Raw genomic sequence first — 21,945 nt, 5'->3', positions numbered from 1 at the left:
GCTTCAGGAGAGCCGGCCCATTTGCCGGCGGTCGCGCTTGGTCGGTCGGCCATGCAGGTCGGCGGCCGGGTCGGCCTGGTACTTGCGCATTTCCTTCTGCGTTTCGCGAGCGGCGATGCTCTCCGCCGTTTCCTCGTAGAGCAGCCTGGCTTCCGGGGCCGGGCCGCGCTTCTCGGAGAGCGCTTTCACGGTCACCGCCCAGCGCACCTCGCCGTTGCTGATTTCGAGCTTGTCATCGACCTTGACCTCGCGGGCTGCCTTGACCCGGTTGCCATCGACTTGCACCTTGCCGCCGTTGATCGCGTCGGTGGCCAGGCTGCGCGTCTTGAAAAAGCGCGCCGCCCACAGCCATTTATCGAGCCGCATGGCGACGGGCCAGGAAGTTCTCGACCAGTGAATAGACGGCCGGTACGACGACCAGGGTCAGCAGGGTCGAGGAGATCATGCCGCCGATGACGGCGACCGACAGCGGCTGGTTGGTTTCGGCCCCGGCGCCGAGGCCGAGTGCGGCCGGCAACAGGGCGAGGATGACGGTGGCCGAGGTCATCAGCACCGGCCGCATGCGGATCGGGCAGGCGTTACTCAGCGCCTGGTCGATGCCCATGCCGCCTTCGCGACGCTGGTTGGTCAGGTCGACGAGCAGGATCGAGTTCTTGGCGACGAGGCCGATCAGCAGCACGAGGCCGATCATCGAGTAGATGTTCAGCGTCTGCCCGGTCGCCCACAGCGCGGCGACGCCGCCGATGATGGCGAGCGGCTGGGCGAGCATGACGATGAGCGGCTGCAGGAAGGAGTCGAACTGGCTGGCCAGCACCATGTAGAGCAGGACCATGGCCAGGATGAAGGCAAAGGCCATGTACTTGGTGGTCTTGCCGAATTCCTCCGCCTGGCCGATCAGCTTGACCTGGTAACCGGGCGGCAGGTCGGCGGTCAGCGCGCGCAGCTTGCCGACGGCTTCGCCGAGCGGGATGTTCGGCGTCGCGTAGAAGGTCGCCGAATACTGCAGGTCGAAGCGGCCGATCACGGCCGGGCCGAGGGTTTCCTTGAAGCTGGCCACCGAGTCGAGACGGACCAGCTGGCCGGTCTTGTTGCGCAGGTAGATCTTGCCGAGGTCGGCCGGCTGGGTGAATTCGCCGGCGCGGCCTTTGACCCGGATGTCGTAGCGCTGGCCGTCGCCCGGCTCGTCGTTGTACTTGGCGATGTCGATGCCGCCGGTCAGCATGTTGATGGCGCCGGCAACGTCGCTGGTCGTCAGGCCGGCCGCGGCGATGCGCAGGCGATCGGGCTGGAAGACGAGTTGCGGCAGGTCGAGCTGGAGGTCGGTGTCGATCCGTCCGCCGAGGCCGGGTTCAGCGGCCAGCTTGCCTTGCAGTTCGCGGCCGAGGCGGGCGACTTCGCCGAGGTTTTCACCACTGAGCACGAATTGCAGCGGCTCGCCGCGCTGCCCCTGGACCATCGGATAGGGCGCGGCAAAGACCCGGGCGCCGGGGATCTGCGCCAGTTCCTTGCGCAAGATGGCAAGGGTGTCTTGTTGTGTCAGCTTGCGTTCCTCGCGCGGCACCATGCGGGCGACGACGGTGCCTTGATTGACCTGGCCGGCGCTGCCGAGGCCGATCAGGGCGAATTCCGTATGGACTTCCGGGTGGCTGCGCAGCACTTCCTCGACCATCTGCAGGCGGGAATCGGTGTAGTCGATCGAGGAGCCGAGCGGAGCCCGCAGGTAAACCAGGAAGCGACCTTCGTCCTGTTCCGGCGCGAAGGTCTTGCCGACGTTGGCGAAGAAGAAAGTGCTCGCTGCTACGGTCAACAGCGTCAGCAGCACGATTTTCCAGCGATTGGCCAGCGACCAGTCGAGCAGGCGGCGATAGAAGGCATCGAGGCGCTTGAAGCCGTTCTCGATCCATTGCTGGATGCGCGTGTGCCGATGGCCGTGCTCGCGCACGGTGAGGAAGCGCGAGCAGAGCATCGGCGTCAGCGTCAGCGAGACGAACAGCGAAACCAGCACACCGAAGGTGACGACGACGGCGAAGGAGCGGAAGAACTGGCCGATGATGCCGCTCATGAAAATGACCGGGGCAAAGATCGAGACCAGCGACAGGGTGGCGGCGATAACGGCGAAAACCACCTCGTTCGAGCCGTTGACCGCAGCGGTCACCGGATCGGCATCGAGTTCCTCGCGATGCCGGAAGATGTTTTCCAGCACGACGATGGCGTCGTCGACGACGACGCCAATCAGCAGCAGCAGGCCGAGCAGGGTCAGCGAATTCAGCGTGTAGCCGAAAAAGTAGATGACGGCGATGGCGCCCATCAGCGAGACCGGGATGGCGAGCGCGATGATGATGGTCGAGCGCACCGATTGCAGGAACAGCCAGACGACCAGCGCGGCGAGCAGCGTGCCTTCGAGCAGGTGTTCCTTCAGCGCATTGACGATTTCGAGGATATACACCGCGTCGTTGGAAACGATGTGCAGTTGCAGGCCGGGCGGCAGTTGCGGCCGTAACTCGTTGTCCAGCTTTTCCTTGACCTTGTCGACGATGGCCACGGTATTGGTGTTGGTGACCTTGACGATGCCGAGGCCGACCGTGGTTTCGCCGTTGAAGCGGGCCAGTTGGCGGTTGTCGGTCAGGCCGTCGATGACTTCGGCGACGTCGCGCAGCAGGATCGGTGCCGCGTTCTTGTAGCCGATCACCATCTGCTGCAGGGCTTCGATGGAATGGAATTCGAGGTCGAGCTTGACCAGGCTTTCGGTCTTCTCGCCGACCACGAAGCCGCCGGCCATCTGCACGTGTTCCTTGGCGAAGGCATCGTTGATGTCCTGCGCGGTGATGCCGAGTGCGGCCATCCGGGCCGGCAGCAGTTCGACGCGGATGGTCCGGTCGCGGCGCCCACCGAGGCGGACTTCGCCGACCCCGTCGATAGTTTCCAGGCGCTTCTTCAACACGTTGATGGCGTACTGGTTCAGTTGCTGTTGCGTGCGGTCGCCCTGGATGGCCAGCCACATGATCGGCTGGGCGTTGGTTTCGACCTTGGCGACGACCGGCGGATCGACGTCCTTGGGCAGCCGGCGCAGCACCTGGTTAACCTTCGCCTGCACCTCGTTGAAGGCGACGTCGATCTTCTTTTCCAGATTGAAGGTGATGGCGATCACCGACACGCCGGGCGACGACGTGGACTGGATGTGCTCGATGCCCGGCGTCGAATTGACCGAACTCTCGATGATGTTGGTGATCGAGGCGTCGACGATGTCAGGGTTGGCCCCCTTGAGTGCCGTGGTGATCGAGACGACCGGGAATTCGATGTATGGATAGCGGTCCATGCCGATCCGGTCGTAGCTGATGACGCCGAACAGCACCAGGACGGCGCTCAGCATCCAGGCCAGTACATGGCGCTTGATCGACAGTTCGGGCAGGGTCATTGCGGCTTGGCTTCGGGCTTGGCGGCCGGGGTGGTTTTTGCCGTTTCCTTGATGTTGACCGCAGCACCGTCGCTGAGAAAGCCGGCGCCGTCCAGGGCCAGCGTCTCGCCACCCTGTAGGCCTTGGGTGATCTCGATCTGGCCGCCTTGCTTGCCGCCAACCTCGACTACCTGCTGCTTCGCCTTGCCGTCGGCGATCAGGTAGACCACCTTGCCGGCCGGGCGCAGCACCACCGATTGCTCCGGCACCAGCACGGCCTTGTCCTTGCGGCCGGTGATCACGGCGGCATCGACCGAGGCGCCGCCTTTGAGCGGGCCGGGGTTGTCGAGGCGGGCGATGGCGAGAACGGCGCGATTGCCTTCGCCGACAGTCGGCCGGATGTCCTCAATCACCGCTTCGATGGTTTCGCCGGGCGCCAGTGGGGTGGTCAGGCGGACCGGCATGCCGGCTTTCAGGCGGGGGGCCGCCGATTCTGGGAAGGGCAGGTCGGCGCGCAGGCGGTCGTTGGCAACGAAGCGGAATAGCGGGTCGCCGAGCTTGATGTAATCGCCGGTCGAGGCGATCTGCACTTCGATAATGCCGTCGAAGGGGGCGACCACCCGTGTCTTGCCGACGTTGTTGCGCGACAGGCCTGCCTTGGCGCGGGCACTGGCCAGCTGGTTCTTCATCGCATCGCGCTGGGCGGTGACGTCGTCGAGGGCATTCTTCGAGATAAAGTTTTTCTGCAACAGTTCGGTCTGCCGGGCGACCATGCGATCCTGCTGGACGAGCAAGGCTTCCAACCGGGCGATTTCGCCCCGGTCGGAGGCTGCCTGGTATTCGGTGTCGGTAGCATCGATCTGGGCCAGCAACTGCCCCTTCTTTACCGACTGGCCGGAGCGGGCGAGCATCTTGACCACCTTGCCGGCGACCTCGGCTGCGATGGCCGGGTCCTTGACCGCGGTCAGGGTGCCGAGCGTGCGTTCGGAAATCTCCAGCGGCGCGACCTTGGCTTGCGTCGTGGTGATCAGCGTGGCGGGGGCGCCCTTCTTCTCGGCCGGCTTTTCACCGCAAGCCGCGAGGGTGAATGCCGTGGCGAGAAGCAGGACGCCGCGTCTCATGCCGGCAAGACCTGCTCGCCGGCGTACAGCTCGGCCACCGTTTCGCGACGGCGGATCTGATATACCTGCTCGCCATCGACCATGACTTCGACGGCGCGCGGCCGGGTGTTGTAGTTGGAGCTCATCGCCATGCCGTAGGCGCCGGCCGACATTACGGCCAGCAGGTCGCCGGGTTCGACGCACAGCGGGCGGGCCTGGCCGAGGAAATCACCGGTCTCGCAGACCGGGCCAACCACGTCGTAGGCGCGGCTTTCGCCGGCGCGCGGCGTCACCGGCAGGATGTCGTGCCAGGCTTCGTAGAGAGCCGGGCGCATCAGGTCGTTCATTGCCGCATCGATGATCGCGAAGCTCTTGCCTTCGCCTGGCTTGAGGAACTCGACCTGGGTGAGCAGCAGGCCGGCATTGCCGACCAGGCGGCGACCCGGTTCGAGGACGACCTTGAGACCGCGCCCGGCCAGCTTGTCGAGCAGCGGGTTCAGATAGGCAGCAACGGTCGGCTGCACCTGGTCGTCCTTGTACTTGATACCGAGGCCGCCACCGAGGTCGAGGTGGTGAACGGCGATGCCTTCGGCGGTCAACTGGTCGATCAGGGCCAAAACGCGGTCGAGCGCCTCGACGAAGGGGGCCGGGTCAAGCAGTTGCGACCCGATATGGCAGTCGATGCCGGCCACTTCGATATTCGGCAAGGCAGCGGCACGCCGGTAAAGGGCCAGCGCATCGTCGTAGGCGACGCCGAACTTGGCTTCCTTGAGGCCGGTGGAGATATATGGATGGGTCTTCGGGTCGACGTTGGGATTGACGCGTAGGCTGACCGGCGCTCGCTTGCCGCACTGGCCGGCGACTTCGTTCAGGCGCTCCAGTTCGGGAGCGGATTCGACGTTGAAGCAGAAGATGCCGGCGTCGAGGGCCTGCTTCATTTCGGCGGCGGTCTTGCCGACGCCCGAGAACACGACCTTCTGCGGATCGGCACCGGCGGCCAGCACGCGCTGCAATTCGCCGCCGGAGACAATGTCGAAGCCGGCGCCCATGCGGGCGAACAGATTGAGGATGGCCAGGTTGGAATTGGCCTTGACGGCGTAGCAGACCAGCGCGCCGCTGCCGACCGGATGGGCGCCGAGGACGTCGAGGAATTCCTGCAGCGCGCCTTGTAGGGCGGCGCGGGAATAAACGTAGGCCGGAGTGCCGAACTGTTCGGCAATAGTGGGCAGGGCGACGGCTTCGGCGTGCAGGACACCGTTCTTCAGGCTAAAGGAGCTCATTGGCTATTCGAGGTTCCGGAATTGGTCTCCGTGCTAACATCCCCGCCACTTGCGGCAGGTTTTTTAGCGGCGGGTTTGGTGGGTTGCGGTGCTGGTTTCGGGTTGCCGAACAGGGGGGCGGGTGCCGGTCCGGGCGGCAGTTCGAGCGGGCCTTTCATGCCGCAGGCGGCAAGGCAGCAGGTCAGCAAAACGGCAGCAACTCTGGACATAAATGACGGACCGGTCAGCAAAGAGCGGGATGGTAGCACACGATGGAAGACAAGGAATTCAACGCCTTAGCCGATGCGGCTCTGGCTCGGATCGAGGCGGCGCTGGAGGCATGCGAGGCGGATATTGATTTTGAACTGGCCGCCGGCGGCGTCCTCGAAATCGAGTTCGCCGATGGCAGCAAGATCATCGTCAATCGTCACGCCGTGGCGCGTGAAGTCTGGGTAGCCGCTAAGGCCGGCGGCTTTCATTTTCGTTGGGATGGTCAATCCTGGCTGGATACCCGCGACGGGGCCGAACTAATGGCTAAACTATCGGCGCTCGCCAGCCAGCAGGCCGGCGAGGTGGTGACGCTCGCCTGATCAGTCGGCCGGCGGCTTGTCCAGTTCCGGCTTGGGCTGTTCGGTCGGTTCATCCTCTTCCGGCGAGCGGGGAGCAGCGGCATTCTCGGCGTAGATATAACTCCGATCGCGGCCCTCGCCGATGCTGATCAGCCCTTCCGGTGCTTGCGGAATCGTGATCGGAACGTCGCGCAGGGCGCGGCTCATGTAGCCGATCCAGATCGGGAGTGCTGCAGCGCCGCCGGTTTCCTTGTCGCCGAGTTTTTTCGGCTGATCGAAGCCGATCCAGGCGCAACCGGCCACCGTCATCTGATAGCCGCAGAACCAGGCGTCCACATATTCATTGGTGGTGCCGGTCTTGCCGGCCAGGTCATGGCGCTTGAGGGCGACCGAAGCCTTGGCGGCGGTGCCGTAGATGGCGACGTCGCGCAGCATGGCGTCCATCATGAAGGCATTGCGCGGGTCAATCGCCCGAATCGATTCTTCGCCAGCCTGAACCTGGGCTGATTGCGCCAGCACCTGGTTTTTTTCGTCGCGGATTTCGTGGACGACATAGGGGCTGATCTTGTAGCCGCCATTGGCGAAGACCGAATAGGCGGTAACCATCTGCCAGGGGGTGACCGAACCGGCACCGAGCGCCATGGTCAGGTAAGGCGGGTGCTTTTCCGGATCGAAACCGAATTTTCCGGCGTAATCTTGGGCGTACTGCGTGCCGATTGATTGCAGGATACGGATCGAGACCATGTTCTTGGACTTGGCCAGCGCCGTCCGCATCTTCATCGGGCCTTCGTACTTGCCGTCGTAGTTGTGCGGCTCCCAGGCCTGGGCGCCGGTCTGGCTGGCCGGGATGACGATCGGCTCGTCGGCGATGATGCTGTTCGGGTTGTAGCCCTTTTCCAGCGAAGCGGAATAGATGAACGGCTTGAAGCTCGAGCCGGGTTGGCGCCAAGCCTGGGTCACATGGTTGAACTTGTTGCGGTTGAAGTCGAAACCGCCGACCAGGGCGCGAATGGCGCCGTCTTGCGGTGCGACGGCGACAAAGGCCGATTCGACTTCGGGCAATTGGGCGATCTGCCAGCCGCCCTTGTCATCCTTCTGCAGGCGGATGATGGCGCCGCGCTTGATGCGCTTGTTAGGCGGCGCCTTGTCGTCGAGCATCTTGGCGGCGAACTTCATGGCGTCGCCGTGCAGGGCGACAATTTCGCCGCCTTTCCGATAGGCACGGATCTGTTTGGCGTCGGCGGCCAGGACCAGCGCCGGAATCAGGTCGCCGGTATCGGAAATGTCCTGCAATGCTTCGTCGATCGCTTCGTCCTGATCGGACTGAATATCCTTCATGTCGAGATAGGATTCGGCGCCGCGGTAGCCATGGCGCCGGTCGTAGTCCATGACGCCCTTGCGCAGGCTGGCGTAGGCGGCTTCCTGCTCGGCCTTGATCAGGGTTGTGTACACCCGCATACCGCGTGAGTAAACGTCCTCCGGGAAGCGCTCGGCCGTAATCTGGCGAGCCATTTCGGCAACATACTCGGCGTGTACCGCATACTCGGCAAGTTCGCGCTTGACGATTAGCGGTTCCTTGAGGGCTGCTTCATATTGAGTGTCGCTGATAAAGTTCAGTTCATGCATGCGGCGCAAGACGTATTGCTGACGAAGTCTGGCCCGTTTCGGATTGACGATCGGGTTGTAGGCTGAAGGTGCCTTGGGCAAGCCGGCCAACATGGCGGCCTCAGCGATCGAAATGTCTTTCAGCGGCTTGCCGAAATAAATCTGGGCGGCGGCGGCGAAGCCATAGGCGCGTTGCCCGAGAAATATCTGGTTGATATAGAGTTCGAAAATCTGATCCTTGGAAAGGTTGCTTTCGATTTTGAACGAGAGCAGTGCCTCATAGAGCTTGCGGGTATAGGTTTTCTCCCCGGTCAGGAAAAAGTTGCGGGCAACCTGCTGGGTGATCGTTGATGCACCCTGGCGTTTGCCGCCACCGATCAGGTTGGCCCCAGCGGCGCGCAGGATGCCGAGATAATCGATGCCACCGTGCTGATAGAAACGGTCGTCCTCGGCCGAGAGAATGGCTTGTTTCATGACGGGAGGGACTTCCTGGATGCTGACGACGGCTCGTCGTTCCTCGCCGAACTCGCCGATCAGGTAGCCGTCGGCGGTAAAGATGCGGAGTGGTATCTTGGGGCGGTAGTCGGTCAGTACTTCCAGTGATGGCAGGTTTGGGTAGGCCAGGATGAGGATAATCAATCCGATGGCAATAACCATGGCGACGATGCCGGCTAGTATGACTATGGGATAAAGCGCCAGGCGCAAGGGCAGAGGAAGAGAGGACAAGGGAATGACCGGTCAAAAAGGCGTTGGACCGATTATACGCTGCCCCCTGTTGCTGCCGCGAAAGTGCTTTACATGCCTGGGGCTTGTTGCTAGGATCTGAAGTGAATTATTGGTTGTTTCGCTAACTTCGCATTTTGTAAGGACTTTTTGGGGGTCTGGTGCGCTTCGATATCTCAGCGTTGTTAAATCCCAAGGCGCGTTCCTTGCTCGGTTTGGACATCAGTTCATCCGCAGTAAAGATGGTGGAACTGACTGCCAATGGGAAAGATGGCTACCGTGTCGAGCGCTACACCATTGAGGTGTTGCCGAAAGATGCGGTTTCGGATGGCAATATTGCCAACCTTGATGGCGTGGTTGATTGTGTAAAGAAAGCGTGGAAACGCTTGGGAACATCAACCCGTAACGTTGCCATGGCCCTGCCTGGCTCGGCAGTGATTACCAAGAAGATCATCGTTCCGGCCGGGTTGCGCGATGAAGAGCTTGAAGCTCAGGTCGAGTCTGAGGCCAATCAGTACATCCCGTTCGCGATCGAGGAAGTCAATCTCGATTACCAGGTTATTGGTCCGGCACCGGCGGTGCCCGATGAGTTGGAAGTGCTGATTGCCGCCTCGAAAAAGGAACGCGTCGAGGATCGCGTCGCGGTTGCCGATGCGGCCGGCCTGAAGGCGGTCGTGGTCGATGTCGAGTCACTGGCCGTGCTGTCGGCTTTCGAGTTGATTGAGCGCCAGTTGCCCGAGGCAGGTAAAGACCAGATTGTCGCGCTGATTGATGCTGGGGCGAATGTCATGAATCTGACCGTGCTGCGTAACGGTCAGCAGGTCTATGCCCGTGAACAGGCATTCGGCGGCGGTCAGCTAACTCAGGATATCGCCCGCCATTACGGCATGAATTTCGAGGATGCGGAAGCGGCCAAACGCGCTGGCAACCTGCCTGAGGGTTATGAGGCTGAATTGCTTAATCCGTTCATGGAGAATCTGGCTCTGGAGGTCTCAAGAGCCTTGCAGTTCTTCTTCACCTCGACTCAGTACAACCAGATTGATCATCTTATTCTGGCCGGTGGTTGCGCCGTCATTCCGGGCATCGATGAAGTCGTTGCCACGCGGACGCAAGTGAATACCTTGATTGCTAATCCTTTCGCCAATATGGTGCTGTCCGACCGGGTGCGAGCCAAGAGCTTGCTGGCAGACGCTTCTTCACTAATGGTGGCGTGCGGCCTTGCCTTGCGGAGGTTCGATCCATCATGATTCGTATCAACCTTCTTCCCCATCGCGAAGAGGCCAAGAAAGAACGGCGACAGCAGTTTTTCGTATTGGCCGGTTTGGTTAGTGTCTTGGGCTTGTTGATCGTGTTTGCGGTCTACACCACAATTGGCGGTTACATCAGTGACCAGGACAGCAACAACGAGTTCCTGAAAAAGGAAATTGCTATCCTTGATAAGGAACTGGACCAGATCAAGCGTCTCAAGGAGCAGACCCAGGCCTTGCTTGCCCGCAAGCAAGTCATTGAAAATCTGCAGCGAGACCGTGGCGAAACAGTCTATCTACTTAGCGAGATGGTCAAGCAGGTGCCTGAAGGTATCTATCTGAAGTCACTCAAGCAGGATGGCCTGAAGGTCAATGTCACCGGGTTTGCCCAGTCGAATGCACGTGTTTCAGCTTTGATGCGCAATTTCGAGGCATCGCCGTGGCTTGAGGCGCCACAGCTGATTGAGGTCAAGGCCGGGGTGCTCAATGGCCGTCGAATTAACGATTTTTCGATGAACGTTACTCTGACGCGCGTGAAGCCTGAGGACGCAGGGGTGAAGAAATGAGCGTAAAGGCAGTTTCTCTTCCACAATTTGACTTTCAGGCCATTGCCGATGATTTTCGGTACATGAATCCGAATGATCCGGGGGCATGGCCTTTAATACCGAAGATTGCCGTATTGTTAGGCTTGTTTATTCTGCTGGTGGTTGGTGGCTGGTGGTTCGTCTGGAGTGATCAGTTGCTTGAGCTTGAGACCAAACAGCATGAAGAGGAAACGCTGCGACAACAGTACCTCGACAAAAAGCGCCAGGCGGTTAACCTCGATCTCTATACTCAGCAGCTCGCCGAAATAGATCGATCGTTTGGTGCCTTGCTCAAGCAATTGCCAAATAAATCAGAAATTGAAGCTTTGCTGATCGAAGTCAATCAAGCGGGTTTGGGACGGGGTTTGCAGTTTGATCTCTTTAGGCCCGGGGCTGAACAGATGAAGGACTTTTACGCAGAACTACCGGTGGCGGTGAAAATAAATGGTTCCTACCATGACATTGGGGCGTTCGCCGCTGATGTCGCAAAGCTGCCGCGAATTGTAACGCTCAATAATATTTCGATCGCACCGGCCAAGGATGGCACATTGACCTTGGATGCCTCCATCAAGACCTTCCGTTATCTAGACGATGAAGAAGTTGCTCGGCAGAAGAAAGCTTCTCAAGGAGCGAAGAAGTGAAACGAATGATTCTCTTCGGCTTGTGCTGGGTCTTGGCAGCGTGTTCCAGCGGTGATCATGAAGAGCTGCGTCAATGGATGGCAGATAGTGCCACGGGTATGCGAGGTAATATTCCAAAATTGCCGGAAGTTCAGCCTTATCAGCCGGTGCCGTATGATGTTGAGGCTATGCTTGACCCATTTAAGCCCGGAAAGATTGAGCCAGAATCAAAATACAAGCAAGCAGCCGGGAAGGGAGGTGCATTCCAACCCGATTTTGAGGCAAGAGAGCTTAGAAATAGTCTGCTTGAGAAATATCCGATTGAATCACTGAAAATGATTGGCTATTTGAATGTAAATAAACAGCCGCTTGCAGTGATTCAGGTTGATGATAAGGTCAAGCAGGTTAGAGTTGGCGATTACATCGGCCTCGATTTCGGCATGGTGACCAAAATTAGTGATAAAGATGTTGAGTTGCGTGAATTGATACAGGATTCTGCTGGTGACTGGAGTGAGCGTAAAAGTTCGCTGTTCCTGCAGAGCAAGGAGGGAAGCAAAAAATGAAATTTATAACTTACGCACAGGTTGCAATTTCGGCCTGCTTTGCCTTCATCTCCCCGTTGCATGCTGAGTCGGTTCCGGCAAATAGCATTGAGGCGATCAATGTTGCGCAGCAGGGCAATGAGATCGCAGTAAAGATTGACCTCAAAGAGCCTTTGACGATGCCACCAGCAGGATTTAGCGTAGCAAATCCTGCAAAGATCGCTTTTGATTTCCCGTCTACAGCAAATGGACTGGGGAAAAATAGTCAAACTCTAAATGAAGGCGATTTGCGTAGCATGAATGTTGTACAGGTCGGGGAGCGCACCCGACTAGTGCTAAATTTGGTGCGCAACATGAATTACACGACTCGACTTGATGGTAAGTCGTTGTATGTCGTTCTGGCGCCGATAACCCGTTTGACTGATTCTGCCGCGCAACGGGCGACTCGTTTTTCTGAAGAGAGTGCTGTTGGTAGCAGGCATTCTGTCCGTGACATCATATTCAGGCGTGGCAAGGATGGTGAAGGTCGTATTATTGTCGATCTCAGTGACAGTGGTACGGCAATAGATATTCGCCAGCAAGGAAGCGGATTAATTATAGACTTCATGAAGACGACTGTACCTGACCATCTTCGGCGCAAGCTTGATGTGCTTGATTTTGCCACCCCGGTTAGTACCGTGGAGACCAAGGCACAGGGGGAAAATGTCAGAATGACTATTTCACCGAAAGGCCTTTGGGAGCATAACGCATACCAGACAGATAATCAGTTTGTTATCGAGGTCAAGAAAATTGTCGAAGATCCCAATAAGCTGGTCCAAGGGTCAAAAACAGGTTACCAAGGACCGCGCGTCAGCATCAATTACCAAAATGGCGATGTACGTGCATTGTTGCGCTTGATGGCTGAAGAGTTGAATTTGAATGCGGTTATCAGCGAAACAGTTACGGGGACGACAACCCTTGTGTTGAAGGATGTACCAGCCGATCAGGTAATCGATATTATTTTCCAGCAGAAGGGGCTAGATATGCGCAAGAAGGGCAATATCATCATGATTGCCCCTCGCGATGAAATTGCCACTCGAGAAAAACTGGAGTTTGAATCCAAACAACAAATCAGTGATTTGGAACCGTTGCAACTTGAGCAGTTTGTTTTGAACTACCAAAAAGCAACTGATGTTGCTCGTTTGCTCGCAGGTTTGGCTCCAGCGGGTGCTACGGGAGGGGTGCCTACGGCTGCTCAGCGTATTCTTAGTAAGCGAGGCAGTGCTGTAGCTGACCCGCAGTCCAATATCATCTTTATCAATGATATTGCCAGCAAGCTTGAAGAAATTAGAACTTTTATAAAAGCAATTGATATTGGAGCCCGTCAGGTGCTGATCGAGGCTCGGGTAGTGGAAGCTAATGACAGTTTTAATCGCAGTCTAGGAGCTAAACTTAATTTTATCAACTCACAGGGAACTCAGGTTGGTGGAAGCGGGATATATACCGTAGGGGGGTCAGTAACACCTTCTGTTACAAGTGGTGGGGCAACGACTCCTGCGACCTTAGTGCAAAATTCTATGGTTGGAGTTAACTTGCCGTCCTACACCTCTACGGGGGGGACGTTGGCACTATCATTGTTCAATGCGTCTCTGAGCCGTATTCTGAATTTGGAAATCGCAGCTTTGGAGTCTGACGGGGTCGGCAAAATAATTTCTAGCCCGCGAGTTATTACTGCAAATAACGTAAAAGCAAAAATAGAAGACGGTACTGAAGTACCTTATGTGGTTACCCAAAATTCTGGAGGTACAACCACACAAACTGTTAGTTTTAAGTCCGCCAAACTCTCTTTAGAAGCAACGCCACAAATTACCCCAGAGGGCACGGTAAAAATGGCATTGATTGTTAAGAAAGAAGAGCCAGACTGGACAAAGGCAATATTGAACAATCCACCGATCAAGAGTTCGGTCGTAGAAACTAACGTTGTTGTTGAAAATGGCGGTACCGTTGTTATTGGTGGAGTGTTTATTACGGACACTCAGACATCGACTGAAAAGGTTCCTTTTCTTGGTGATCTCCCATTCTTGGGGTGGCTGTTCAAAATAAAGAGCGATTCCGGGACGCGTCGTGAATTGCTTGTTTTTATTACACCAAGAATAATTTCAGAGAAATTGCGAGTGGATTAAGAAGAATGGATGGCAAGAACCAAGGGCCGGCGATGTCGGCCTTTTTTTTGTCGATTTAACAGAGTCAGATAGAGTCTTGGCGTGGACAATCGTCGTAACATATATTTAGTGGGTTTGATGGGCGCTGGGAAGACGACGGTGGGTCGTCAGTTGGCGCGTCGTTTGGGGCGAGTATTTTTCGACTCTGATCACGAGATCGTGGCGCGGACCGGGGTTGCCGTCCCGACGATTTTCGAAATCGAAGGTGAGGATGGCTTTCGTCGTCGTGAGGCGCAGACTATTGCTGAACTGACTGAGTTGGACGGTATTGTCATGGCTACTGGCGGAGGGGCGGTGCTCAATGCTGAGACCAGGAAGCGCCTGCATGAGTCGGGGTGGGTTGTTTACCTGAATGTGCCGCCTGCCTTGCTGTTCGAGCGTACTAAGCACGATAAGAACCGGCCGCTATTGCAGGTAGAGAATCCTTTGGCTCGGCTGGAGGAGTTGCATGCCAGTCGTGATCCCCTGTATCGTGAGGTGGCTCATTTGACAGTCGAAGGCGGCCATCTTGTGGCTGCTGGCATCGTCCAGTATCTGTTGCGGGAATATAGTCGTTTATACAAATCATGATTCAGACCTTAAACGTATCATTGGCCGAGCGCTCCTATCCGATTTACATCGGGTGTGGTTTGTTGGCCAATCCTGAATTGCTGGTGCCGTATCTGAAGCAAAAAAAAGTGGTGGTCGTAACCAACTCGACGGTGGCTCCTCTTTATCTCGACTTGCTGCGGTCCACGCTGGAAAAGATAGGTATTTCAGCGATTCCTGTTGTGCTGCCGGATGGTGAGCAATATAAAACCTGGAAGACGCTTAACTTGATCTTTGATGCGCTTCTCGGGGCGCATTGCGAGCGGAGTACCCCATTACTAGCCTTGGGTGGCGGTGTCATCGGCGATATGGGCGGGTTTGCTGCATCGTGCTATCAGCGTGGCATGCCCTTCATTCAGATACCAACGACTCTCCTCTCTCTGGTCGACTCTTCTGTCGGCGGAAAAACAGCAATCAATCATCCTCTGGGCAAGAATATGATCGGGGCGTTCTATCAGCCACGTCTGGTTCTGGCGGATATATCAACCCTCGACACTCTGCCTGATCGTGAATTGAAAGCGGGCTTGGCCGAGGTGATCAAATATGGCCTGATCCGCGACCCCGAGTTTTTTTGCTGGCTGGAAGCAAATATCGAGAAGTTGCTAGTGCGGGATAAAGAAGCATTGGCCTACGCAGTTCATCGTTCATGCGCCAACAAAGCCGAGGTTGTGGCTGCTGACGAACGGGAGGCTGGTGAGCGAGCCTTGCTGAATCTTGGTCACACGTTTGGCCATGCCATTGAAACAGGGATGGGCTACGGCGAGTGGTTGCATGGCGAGGCTGTTTCGGCCGGCACGGTAATTGCGTCTGAGCTTTCATGTCGGATGGGATGGCTGGCTGCCGGCGATGTGCTGCGAATCGAGTCACTCTTCCTCCGTGCCGGTTTGCCGGTGCACGGGGCGCCGCTTGGTGTTGAGCGCTATCTAGAATTGATGAGTCATGACAAGAAGGTTGAGGATGGTCGTCTGCGCCTTGTGCTGCTTAAGCGAATTGGTGAGGCGGTGCTCTCGGATCAGGCGAGTGATGCCTTGATTCGGGCGGCAATTGAAGTCAGATGCACCCAAACAGGGAGTGTCTGAGGCTTAGTTGAACGGGATTGGTGCGTCGCAGCATCTTGAATTGACAGGGGTTTGGCGGTATATTCTGCGGTCGCCCCGAAATTTCGTACAAGCCGGCTAGCTTTTCGGGAGGCCGGCTTTCTTTATCTTTGGTCCTTGATTTCATTGGCCGAGTCTTTTGAAGGAACTAGTGTGATGGAACCGGCAGTACCTGAGCGGCAGGGTTTGTACGACCCAGCCAACGAGCACGACGCTTGCGGCGTGGGCTTCGTTGCCCATTTCAAAGGCCAGAAAAGTCACAGCATCGTCGAACAGGGCTTGTTGATCCTGAAAAATCTGGATCACCGTGGCGCTGTTGGTGCTGACCCGCTGCAAGGCGATGGCGCCGGTATTCTGATCCAGATTCCGGATCAGTTCTATCGCGAAGAGATGGCCAAGCAAGGCGTTGAGTTGCCACCGCTTGGCGAGTACGGCGTCGGCATGGTGTTCCTGCCGCAGGAAGCCGCCTCGCGTCACGCCTGTGTCGAAGAGATCGAGCGTTCAGTCAAGGCTGAAGGTCAGGTGATTCTCGGCTGGCGCGAAGTGCCGGTTAATTCCGAAATGCCGATGTCGCCGACGGTCCGTGCCAAAGAGCCGGTCATTCGCCAGATCTTCGTCGGCCGCGGTCCAGACGTCTTCGTAACCGATGCGCTGGAACGCAAGCTGTACATCATCCGCCGTCGTGCCGCCAATGCGATCAAGTCGCTGAAGCTGAAGCACGGTCAGGAATTCTACGTGCCGTCCTTCTCGGCCCGTACCGTCAACTACAAGGGCCTGCTGCTGGCCGACCAGGTCGGTGTGTATTACCTCGACCTGCAGGACAAGCGTACCGTTTCGGCGCTCGCCCTCGTGCACCAGCGCTTCTCGACCAATACCTTCCCGACCTGGGATCTGGCGCATCCGTTCCGCTATATCGCCCACAACGGTGAAATCAACACCGTGCGCGGCAACGTCAACTGGTTCAAGGCGCGCGAACAGGCCATCTCCTCACCGATCCTCGGTGATGACCTGAAGAAAGTTTGGCCTCTGCATTACCCGGGTCAGTCCGACTCCGCCTCCTTCGACAATGCACTCGAACTGCTCGTCATGGGGGGCGGTTACTCGCTGGCCCAGGCCGTCATGCTGATGATCCCGGAAGCCTGGGAAAAGCACACGACGATGGACGAAAACCGTCGCGCCTTCTACGAGTACCATGCCGCGATGATGGAGCCGTGGGATGGCCCTGCCGCCGTGGCCTTTACTGACGGCCGCCAGATCGGGGCGACGCTCGACCGTAACGGTCTGCGTCCGGCCCGTTATCTGGTGACCGACGACGACCTCGTGGTCATGGCTTCCGAATCGGGCGTGTTGCCGATTCCGGAAAAGAAGATCGTCAAGAAATGGCGCCTGCAGCCGGGCAAAATGTTCCTGATCGACATGGAACAAGGCCGGATCATCGACGACCAGGAGTTGAAGAACTCCCTGGCCAACGCCAAACCGTATCGTGAGTGGATCGAAAAGATCCGCATCAAGCTCGACGAAGTGCCGGCCGCTGCCGAGCAATGTGCCGAAGCCGGTGCCTCCTTGCTCGACCGTCAACAGGCTTTTGGCTATACCCAGGAAGACATCAAAGTGATCCTGGAGCCGATGGTGCAGAACGGCGAAGAAGCGACCGGTTCGATGGGTACCGACTCCGCATTGCCGGTCTTGTCGAAGAAGAACAAGACGCTGTACACCTACTTCAAGCAACTGTTTGCGCAGGTGACCAACCCGCCGATCGATCCGATCCGCGAAGAACTGGTCATGTCGCTGGTTTCCTTCGTCGGCCCAAAGCCGAACCTGCTGAACACCACCGACATCAACCCGCCGATTCGTCTGGAAGTGTCGCAGCCGGTACTGACCCGGACCGATATGGAGAAACTCCGCCATATCGAGAAGTACACCTCCGGCAAGTTCCGCTCCTTCGAACTGGACATCTGCTACCCGGTGGCCTGGGGCAAGGCTGGCGTCGAAGCGCGTCTGGCATCGCTGGCCGCCGATGCAGAGGATGCCGTTCGTTCCGGCGCCAACATCCTGATCGTTTCCGACCGCAAGCTGGATAAGGATCATGTGGCGATTCCGGCGCTGCTGGCAACTTCCGCCATCCATCAGCATCTGGTCAAGAAGGGCCTGCGCACCAGCACCGGCCTGGTTGTCGAAACGGGTTCTGCCCGCGAAACGCACCACTTCGCGTTGCTGGGCGGTTACGGTGCCGAGGCGGTCCACCCCTATCTGGCCCTCGAAACCATCGAAGGCTTTGCCAAGGGCGATGCCGAAAAGGCAGAGAAGTACGTCAAGAACTTCGTCAAGGCAATCGGCAAGGGTCTGAACAAGGTCATGTCCAAGATGGGCATCTCGACCTACATGTCCTACACCGGCGCTCAGATCTTCGAAGCGATCGGTCTGCAGAAGGATTTCGTCGAGAAATACTTCACCGGCACGCCGTCCAACGTTGAAGGTATCGGTGTCTTCGAAGTGGCTGAAGAAGCCATTCGTTTGCACGAAGAAGCCTTCTCGGCCGACCCCGTGCTGACCAGCATGCTTGATGCCGGTGGCGAGTACGCCTACCGGACGCGCGGCGAAGAGCACATGTGGACGCCGGACTCCATCGCCAAGCTGCAACATGCGACGCGCTCGGGCAAGTCCGAGACCTACAAGGAATACGCCGCGCTGATCAACGATCAGACCAAGCGTCACCTGACCTTGCGCGGTCTGTTCGGTTTCAAGCCGCAAGGCGCGCCGATTCCGCTGGAAGAAGTTGAACCGGCCAAGGAAATCGTCAAGCGCTTCGCTACCGGCGCCATGTCGCTCGGTTCCATTTCGACCGAAGCGCACACCACGCTGGCGATCGCGATGAACCGCATCGGCGGCAAATCGAATACCGGTGAAGGTGGCGAGGATGCCAAGCGTTTCGCCCCTGTCAAGGGCGGTACCAAGCTGTCCGAGATCATCGGTGCCGGTCGCATCGAGCGTGATATCGAACTGAAGGATGGCGACTCGCTGCGCTCGGCGATCAAGCAGGTTGCTTCAGGCCGCTTTGGTGTGACCACCGAGTATCTGGTCAATGCCGACCAGATCCAGATCAAGATGGCGCAAGGCGCCAAGCCGGGTGAAGGCGGCCAGTTGCCGGGTCACAAGGTTTCCGAGTACATCGGCTTCCTGCGTCACTCTGTACCGGGCGTTGGCCTGATTTCGCCGCCGCCGCACCACGACATCTACTCGATCGAGGATCTGGCGCAGCTAATTCACGATCTGAAGAATGCCAACGACCGCGCTTCCATTTCCGTCAAGCTGGTCTCGGAAGTGGGCGTCGGTACGGTTGCCGCCGGTGTTGCCAAGGCCAAGGCCGATCACGTCGTGATCGCCGGTTTTGACGGTGGTACTGGTGCTTCGCCGCAGTCCTCGATCAAACACGCCGGCACGCCGTGGGAACTCGGCCTGGCCGAAACCCAGCAGACGCTGGTGCTGAACCGCTTGCGTTCGCGTATTCGCGTTCAGGTTGATGGTCAGTTGAAGACCGGTCGCGACGTCGTCGTTGGTGCCTTGCTCGGTGCCGACGAATTCGGCTTCGCCACGGCACCTCTGGTCGTCGAAGGCTGCATCATGATGCGCAAGTGCCATCTGAACACCTGCCCGGTCGGCGTTGCCACGCAGGACCCGGAACTGCGCAAGCGCTTTACCGGTCAGCCGGAACATGTCGTGAACTACTTCTTCTTCGTTGCCGATGAAGTTCGCGAGATCATGGCCGAGCTCGGCATCCGCAAGTTCGACGATCTGGTCGGCCGTGCCGACCTGCTCGACATGCGCGCCGGTATCGAACACTGGAAGGCCAAGGGTCTGGACTTCTCCAAGATCTTCTTCCAGCCGGCGGTGCCGGCCGAAGTGCCGCGCCGCCATACCGAAGCGCAGGATCATGGTCTGGAAAAGGCACTCGACCACAAGTTGATCGAGCAAGCCAAGCCGGCCCTCGAAAAGGGCCAGAAGGTCCAGATCGAGACCAAGATCATCAACGTCAACCGCACCTGCGGCACCATGCTGTCGGGCGAAGTCGCCCGTCGCTACGGCAATGCCGGTCTGCCGGACGACACCATCCACGTCAAGCTGACCGGTACCGCCGGCCAGGCCTTCGGTGCCTTCCTGGCCAAGGGTGTGACGCTGGAACTGACCGGCGAAGGTAACGACTACGTCGGCAAGGGCTTGTCGGGTGGTCGCATCATCATCAAGCCGAGCCCGGATTTCCGTGGCAACACGCAGGAAAACATCATCGTCGGCAATACCGTGATGTACGGTGCCACCGATGGTGAAGCCTTCCTGGCCGGTGTTGGCGGCGAGCGTTTCTGCGTTCGCAACTCCGGTGGTACGGCGGTTGTCGAAGGCGTCGGCGATCATGGCTGTGAATACATGACCGGTGGCACCGTGGTGGTGCTGGGCATGACCGGCCGTAACTTTGCCGCCGGCATGTCGGGCGGTATCGCCTACGTGCTGGACGAGGATGGCAGCTTCAAGCAACGCGCCAATCTGGCTCAGGTTGCCCTCGAAAAGGTGCTGCCGGCCAGCCGTCACGCCGCTGGCGAGCCGCTGCACCAAGGCCTGGCTGACGAGACGCAGCTCAAGGAGCTGATCATGCGTCACGCCGAGTTCACCGGCAGCGCAACCGCCAAGGCTATCCTGGCCAACTGGGATGCCTACCGTGAGAAGTTCGTCAAAGTTTATCCGCACGAGTACAAGCGGGCGCTCACCGAGATGGCCGCTGCTGCACAGAAGGAGGCCGCATAATGGGCAAGCCGACTGGATTCATGGAGTTCGAGCGTCTCAATGAGGCCTACGAGCCGGTAGAACAGCGTCTGAAGCACTACAAGGAATTCGTTCATACCCTGTCCGACGACGATGCAAAGGTTCAGGGCGCGCGTTGCATGGACTGCGGCATTCCGTTCTGCAACAACGGTTGCCCGGTGAACAACATCATTCCGGACTGGAATGATCTGGTTTACCGCGGCAACTGGAAGCAGGCGCTGGAAGTGCTGCATTCGACCAACAACTTCCCGGATTTCACCGGCCGTATCTGTCCGGCCCCCTGTGAGGCTGCCTGTACGCTGGGCATCAATGCAGCGCCGGTCGGCATCAAGTCGATCGAGCACTTCATCATCGACAAGGGCTGGGAATCGGGCTGGGTCGTGCCGCAGCCGCCGAAGACCAAGACCGGCAAGAAGGTTGCCGTGGTTGGTTCCGGCCCGGCCGGCCTGGCTGCTGCCCAGCAGCTGGCTCGCGTCGGCCACGCCGTGACCGTGTTCGAAAAGAGCGACCGCCTGGGTGGCCTGCTCGCCTATGGCATTCCCGACTTCAAGCTGGAAAAGACGGTGGTTGATCGCCGTGTTGCCCAGATGGAAGCCGAAGGCGTTACCTTCAAGACCAAGGTTGTGGTTGGCAGCAAGGAATTGCCGGCCGGTATCAACAACGATGCGACCGAAGTCGTTTCCGCCGCGCAGTTGGCCAAGGATTTCGATGCGGTGATTCTGGCGGCCGGTTCGGAAGTGCCGCGCGATCTGCCGGTGCCGGGCCGCGAGCTGAAGGGTATCTATGCCGCGCTGGAATTCCTGATTCCGCAGAACAAGGAAGTTCAGCAGGGCAAGGCCAACCCGATCAACGTCAAGGGCAAGCACGTCATCGTCATCGGTGGCGGCGATACCGGTTCCGACTGCGTCGGTACCTCGAACCGTCATGGTGCGGCTTCAGTCACCCAGTTCGAGTTGATGCCGATGCCGCCGGCCGAGGAAAACAAGGCGCTGACCTGGCCGTACTGGCCGTACAAGCTGCGCACTTCTTCCTCGCACAACGAAGGTTGCGAGCGCGATTTCGCGGTTGCCACCAAGAAGTTCATCGAGGATGGCAAAGGCAACGTCAAGGCATTGCAGGCTGTTCGCGTTGAATGGAAGGACGGCAAGATGAGCGAAGTCGCCGGTTCGGAATTCGAACTGCCGTGCGATGCCGCCTTCCTGGCCATGGGCTTCACCAATCCGGTGGGTAGCCTGCTCGAAGCCTTCGGCGTCCACAAGGACAACCGCGGCAATGCCAAGGCAACGACCGATGGCGAAGGCTGTTATGCAACCAACGTCGCCAAGGTTTTTGCTGCCGGTGACGTGCGTCGCGGCCAGTCGCTGGTGGTCTGGGCGATCCGCGAAGGTCGCCAGGCCGCTCGTGAAGTCGATCAGTTCCTGATGGGCAGCACTTCGCTGCCGCGCTAAGCCGTACAGCCCCCCCAAAAGCCCCGCCGGTCGCAAGACCGGCGGGGCTTTTTCTTTATGGAATTTACCCATGACGTTCAGGTTGAGCGAACCTGCCGCCGTCGCGGTAGTCCAATCGGCAACAGGCAGGATTTCTGGCAGGCAGAAAGGAGCCGC

At 58.4% G+C, this 21,945-nt stretch carries 16 protein-coding genes; 10 read left to right on the top strand and 6 right to left on the bottom strand.

All coding sequences use genetic code 11. The features are described 5' to 3' along the window. Positions 1–3: 3 nt before the first annotated feature. From GH663_RS19705 to lptM, 5 genes are read right to left on the bottom strand one after another with little or no spacing between them, the layout of a single operon-like run. A complete protein-coding gene (locus GH663_RS19705) occupies positions 4–366 on the bottom strand; it encodes an RNA-binding S4 domain-containing protein (RefSeq protein ID WP_153133298.1) in 363 nt (120 codons plus the stop codon). Next, positions 353–3,415: an efflux RND transporter permease subunit gene (locus tag GH663_RS19700; protein WP_153133297.1), complete on the bottom strand. Its 3,063-nt coding sequence runs from the start codon at positions 3,413–3,415 to the stop codon at positions 353–355. The genes GH663_RS19705 and GH663_RS19700 overlap by 14 nt, the downstream gene beginning before the upstream one ends. Continuing rightward, on the bottom strand, positions 3,412–4,515 hold the full coding sequence (locus GH663_RS19695; RefSeq protein WP_153133296.1) for an efflux RND transporter periplasmic adaptor subunit: 1,104 nt from the start codon (positions 4,513–4,515) through the stop codon (positions 3,412–3,414). The genes GH663_RS19700 and GH663_RS19695 overlap by 4 nt, the downstream gene beginning before the upstream one ends. Further along, positions 4,512–5,774 (bottom strand): diaminopimelate decarboxylase, encoded by a 1,263-nt coding sequence (gene lysA, locus GH663_RS19690; protein ID WP_066887060.1) that lies wholly within the window; start codon positions 5,772–5,774, stop codon positions 4,512–4,514. Before lysA ends, GH663_RS19695 begins: the two co-directional genes overlap by 4 nt. Beyond that, positions 5,771–5,983, bottom strand: a complete 213-nt coding sequence (gene lptM, locus GH663_RS21465; RefSeq protein ID WP_369334274.1) for an LPS translocon maturation chaperone LptM — start codon at positions 5,981–5,983, stop codon at positions 5,771–5,773. Before lptM ends, lysA begins: the two co-directional genes overlap by 4 nt. A 42-nt stretch (positions 5,984–6,025) precedes the next feature. Between lptM and cyaY the strand changes: the two genes are divergently transcribed. After that, positions 6,026–6,343: an iron donor protein CyaY gene (gene cyaY / locus GH663_RS19685; protein ID WP_153133295.1), complete on the top strand. Its 318-nt coding sequence runs from the start codon at positions 6,026–6,028 to the stop codon at positions 6,341–6,343. Here the strand turns inward: cyaY and GH663_RS19680 are convergent, their stop codons facing one another. Next, positions 6,344–8,653: a penicillin-binding protein 1A gene (locus GH663_RS19680; protein WP_439329197.1), complete on the bottom strand. Its 2,310-nt coding sequence runs from the start codon at positions 8,651–8,653 to the stop codon at positions 6,344–6,346. Positions 8,654–8,811: 158 nt separating this feature from the next. Here GH663_RS19680 and GH663_RS19675 point away from each other — a divergent pair, with 158 nt between their 5' ends. From GH663_RS19675 to GH663_RS19635, 9 genes are all read left to right on the top strand, one after another. Continuing rightward, on the top strand, positions 8,812–9,897 hold the full coding sequence (locus tag GH663_RS19675; RefSeq protein ID WP_153133294.1) for a pilus assembly protein PilM: 1,086 nt from the start codon (positions 8,812–8,814) through the stop codon (positions 9,895–9,897). Then, positions 9,894–10,463, top strand: coding sequence for a PilN domain-containing protein (locus tag GH663_RS19670; RefSeq protein WP_066882518.1), 570 nt, complete (start codon positions 9,894–9,896; stop codon positions 10,461–10,463). Before GH663_RS19675 ends, GH663_RS19670 begins: the two co-directional genes overlap by 4 nt. Beyond that, entirely contained in the window at positions 10,460–11,122 is a 663-nt protein-coding gene (locus tag GH663_RS19665; protein WP_153133293.1) for a type IV pilus inner membrane component PilO, read from the top strand. Before GH663_RS19670 ends, GH663_RS19665 begins: the two co-directional genes overlap by 4 nt. A 5-nt stretch (positions 11,123–11,127) precedes the next feature. Continuing rightward, positions 11,128–11,664 carry a pilus assembly protein PilP gene (locus GH663_RS19660; protein WP_153133324.1) on the top strand — a complete coding sequence of 179 codons (537 nt, stop codon included), beginning with the start codon at positions 11,128–11,130 and terminating at the stop codon, positions 11,662–11,664. After that, positions 11,661–13,805: a type IV pilus secretin PilQ gene (locus GH663_RS19655; protein ID WP_153133292.1), complete on the top strand. Its 2,145-nt coding sequence runs from the start codon at positions 11,661–11,663 to the stop codon at positions 13,803–13,805. The genes GH663_RS19660 and GH663_RS19655 overlap by 4 nt, the downstream gene beginning before the upstream one ends. A gap of 81 nt (positions 13,806–13,886) precedes the next feature. Then, positions 13,887–14,414: a shikimate kinase gene (locus GH663_RS19650; RefSeq protein ID WP_153133291.1), complete on the top strand. Its 528-nt coding sequence runs from the start codon at positions 13,887–13,889 to the stop codon at positions 14,412–14,414. Continuing rightward, positions 14,414–15,511 (top strand): 3-dehydroquinate synthase, encoded by a 1,098-nt coding sequence (gene aroB / locus GH663_RS19645; protein WP_153133323.1) that lies wholly within the window; start codon positions 14,414–14,416, stop codon positions 15,509–15,511. The genes GH663_RS19650 and aroB overlap by 1 nt, the downstream gene beginning before the upstream one ends. 174 nt (positions 15,512–15,685) lie before the next feature. Further along, positions 15,686–20,323, top strand: a complete 4,638-nt coding sequence (gene gltB / locus GH663_RS19640) for a glutamate synthase large subunit (RefSeq protein WP_153133290.1) — start codon at positions 15,686–15,688, stop codon at positions 20,321–20,323. Beyond that, complete coding sequence (locus tag GH663_RS19635) at positions 20,323–21,789, top strand: glutamate synthase subunit beta (RefSeq protein ID WP_153133289.1); 1,467 nt, start codon at positions 20,323–20,325, stop codon at positions 21,787–21,789. Before gltB ends, GH663_RS19635 begins: the two co-directional genes overlap by 1 nt. Positions 21,790–21,945: the final 156 nt, after the last annotated feature.

Origin of the sequence: Dechloromonas hortensis (genome assembly GCF_009469765.1) — a bacterium.
Taxonomy (GTDB): domain Bacteria; phylum Pseudomonadota; class Gammaproteobacteria; order Burkholderiales; family Rhodocyclaceae; genus Azonexus; species Azonexus hortensis.
The sequence above is the reverse complement of the archived record's forward strand: the minus strand, read 5'-3'. Positions and strand labels throughout refer to the sequence as shown.

Coding starts and splice junctions, on each gene's coding strand:
- GH663_RS19655 (WP_153133292.1), top strand. CDS start 11,661: ATGAAATTTATAACTTACGCACAGGTTGCAATTTCGGCCTGCTTTGCC.
- GH663_RS19700 (WP_153133297.1), bottom strand. CDS start 3,415: ATGACCCTGCCCGAACTGTCGATCAAGCGCCATGTACTGGCCTGGATG.
- gltB (WP_153133290.1), top strand. CDS start 15,686: ATGGAACCGGCAGTACCTGAGCGGCAGGGTTTGTACGACCCAGCCAAC.
- GH663_RS19670 (WP_066882518.1), top strand. CDS start 9,894: ATGATTCGTATCAACCTTCTTCCCCATCGCGAAGAGGCCAAGAAAGAA.
- GH663_RS19695 (WP_153133296.1), bottom strand. CDS start 4,515: ATGAGACGCGGCGTCCTGCTTCTCGCCACGGCATTCACCCTCGCGGCT.
- GH663_RS19660 (WP_153133324.1), top strand. CDS start 11,128: ATGATTCTCTTCGGCTTGTGCTGGGTCTTGGCAGCGTGTTCCAGCGGT.
- GH663_RS19635 (WP_153133289.1), top strand. CDS start 20,323: ATGGGCAAGCCGACTGGATTCATGGAGTTCGAGCGTCTCAATGAGGCC.
- cyaY (WP_153133295.1), top strand. CDS start 6,026: ATGGAAGACAAGGAATTCAACGCCTTAGCCGATGCGGCTCTGGCTCGG.
- GH663_RS19705 (WP_153133298.1), bottom strand. CDS start 366: ATGCGGCTCGATAAATGGCTGTGGGCGGCGCGCTTTTTCAAGACGCGC.
- lptM (WP_369334274.1), bottom strand. CDS start 5,983: ATGTCCAGAGTTGCTGCCGTTTTGCTGACCTGCTGCCTTGCCGCCTGC.
- GH663_RS19665 (WP_153133293.1), top strand. CDS start 10,460: ATGAGCGTAAAGGCAGTTTCTCTTCCACAATTTGACTTTCAGGCCATT.
- lysA (WP_066887060.1), bottom strand. CDS start 5,774: ATGAGCTCCTTTAGCCTGAAGAACGGTGTCCTGCACGCCGAAGCCGTC.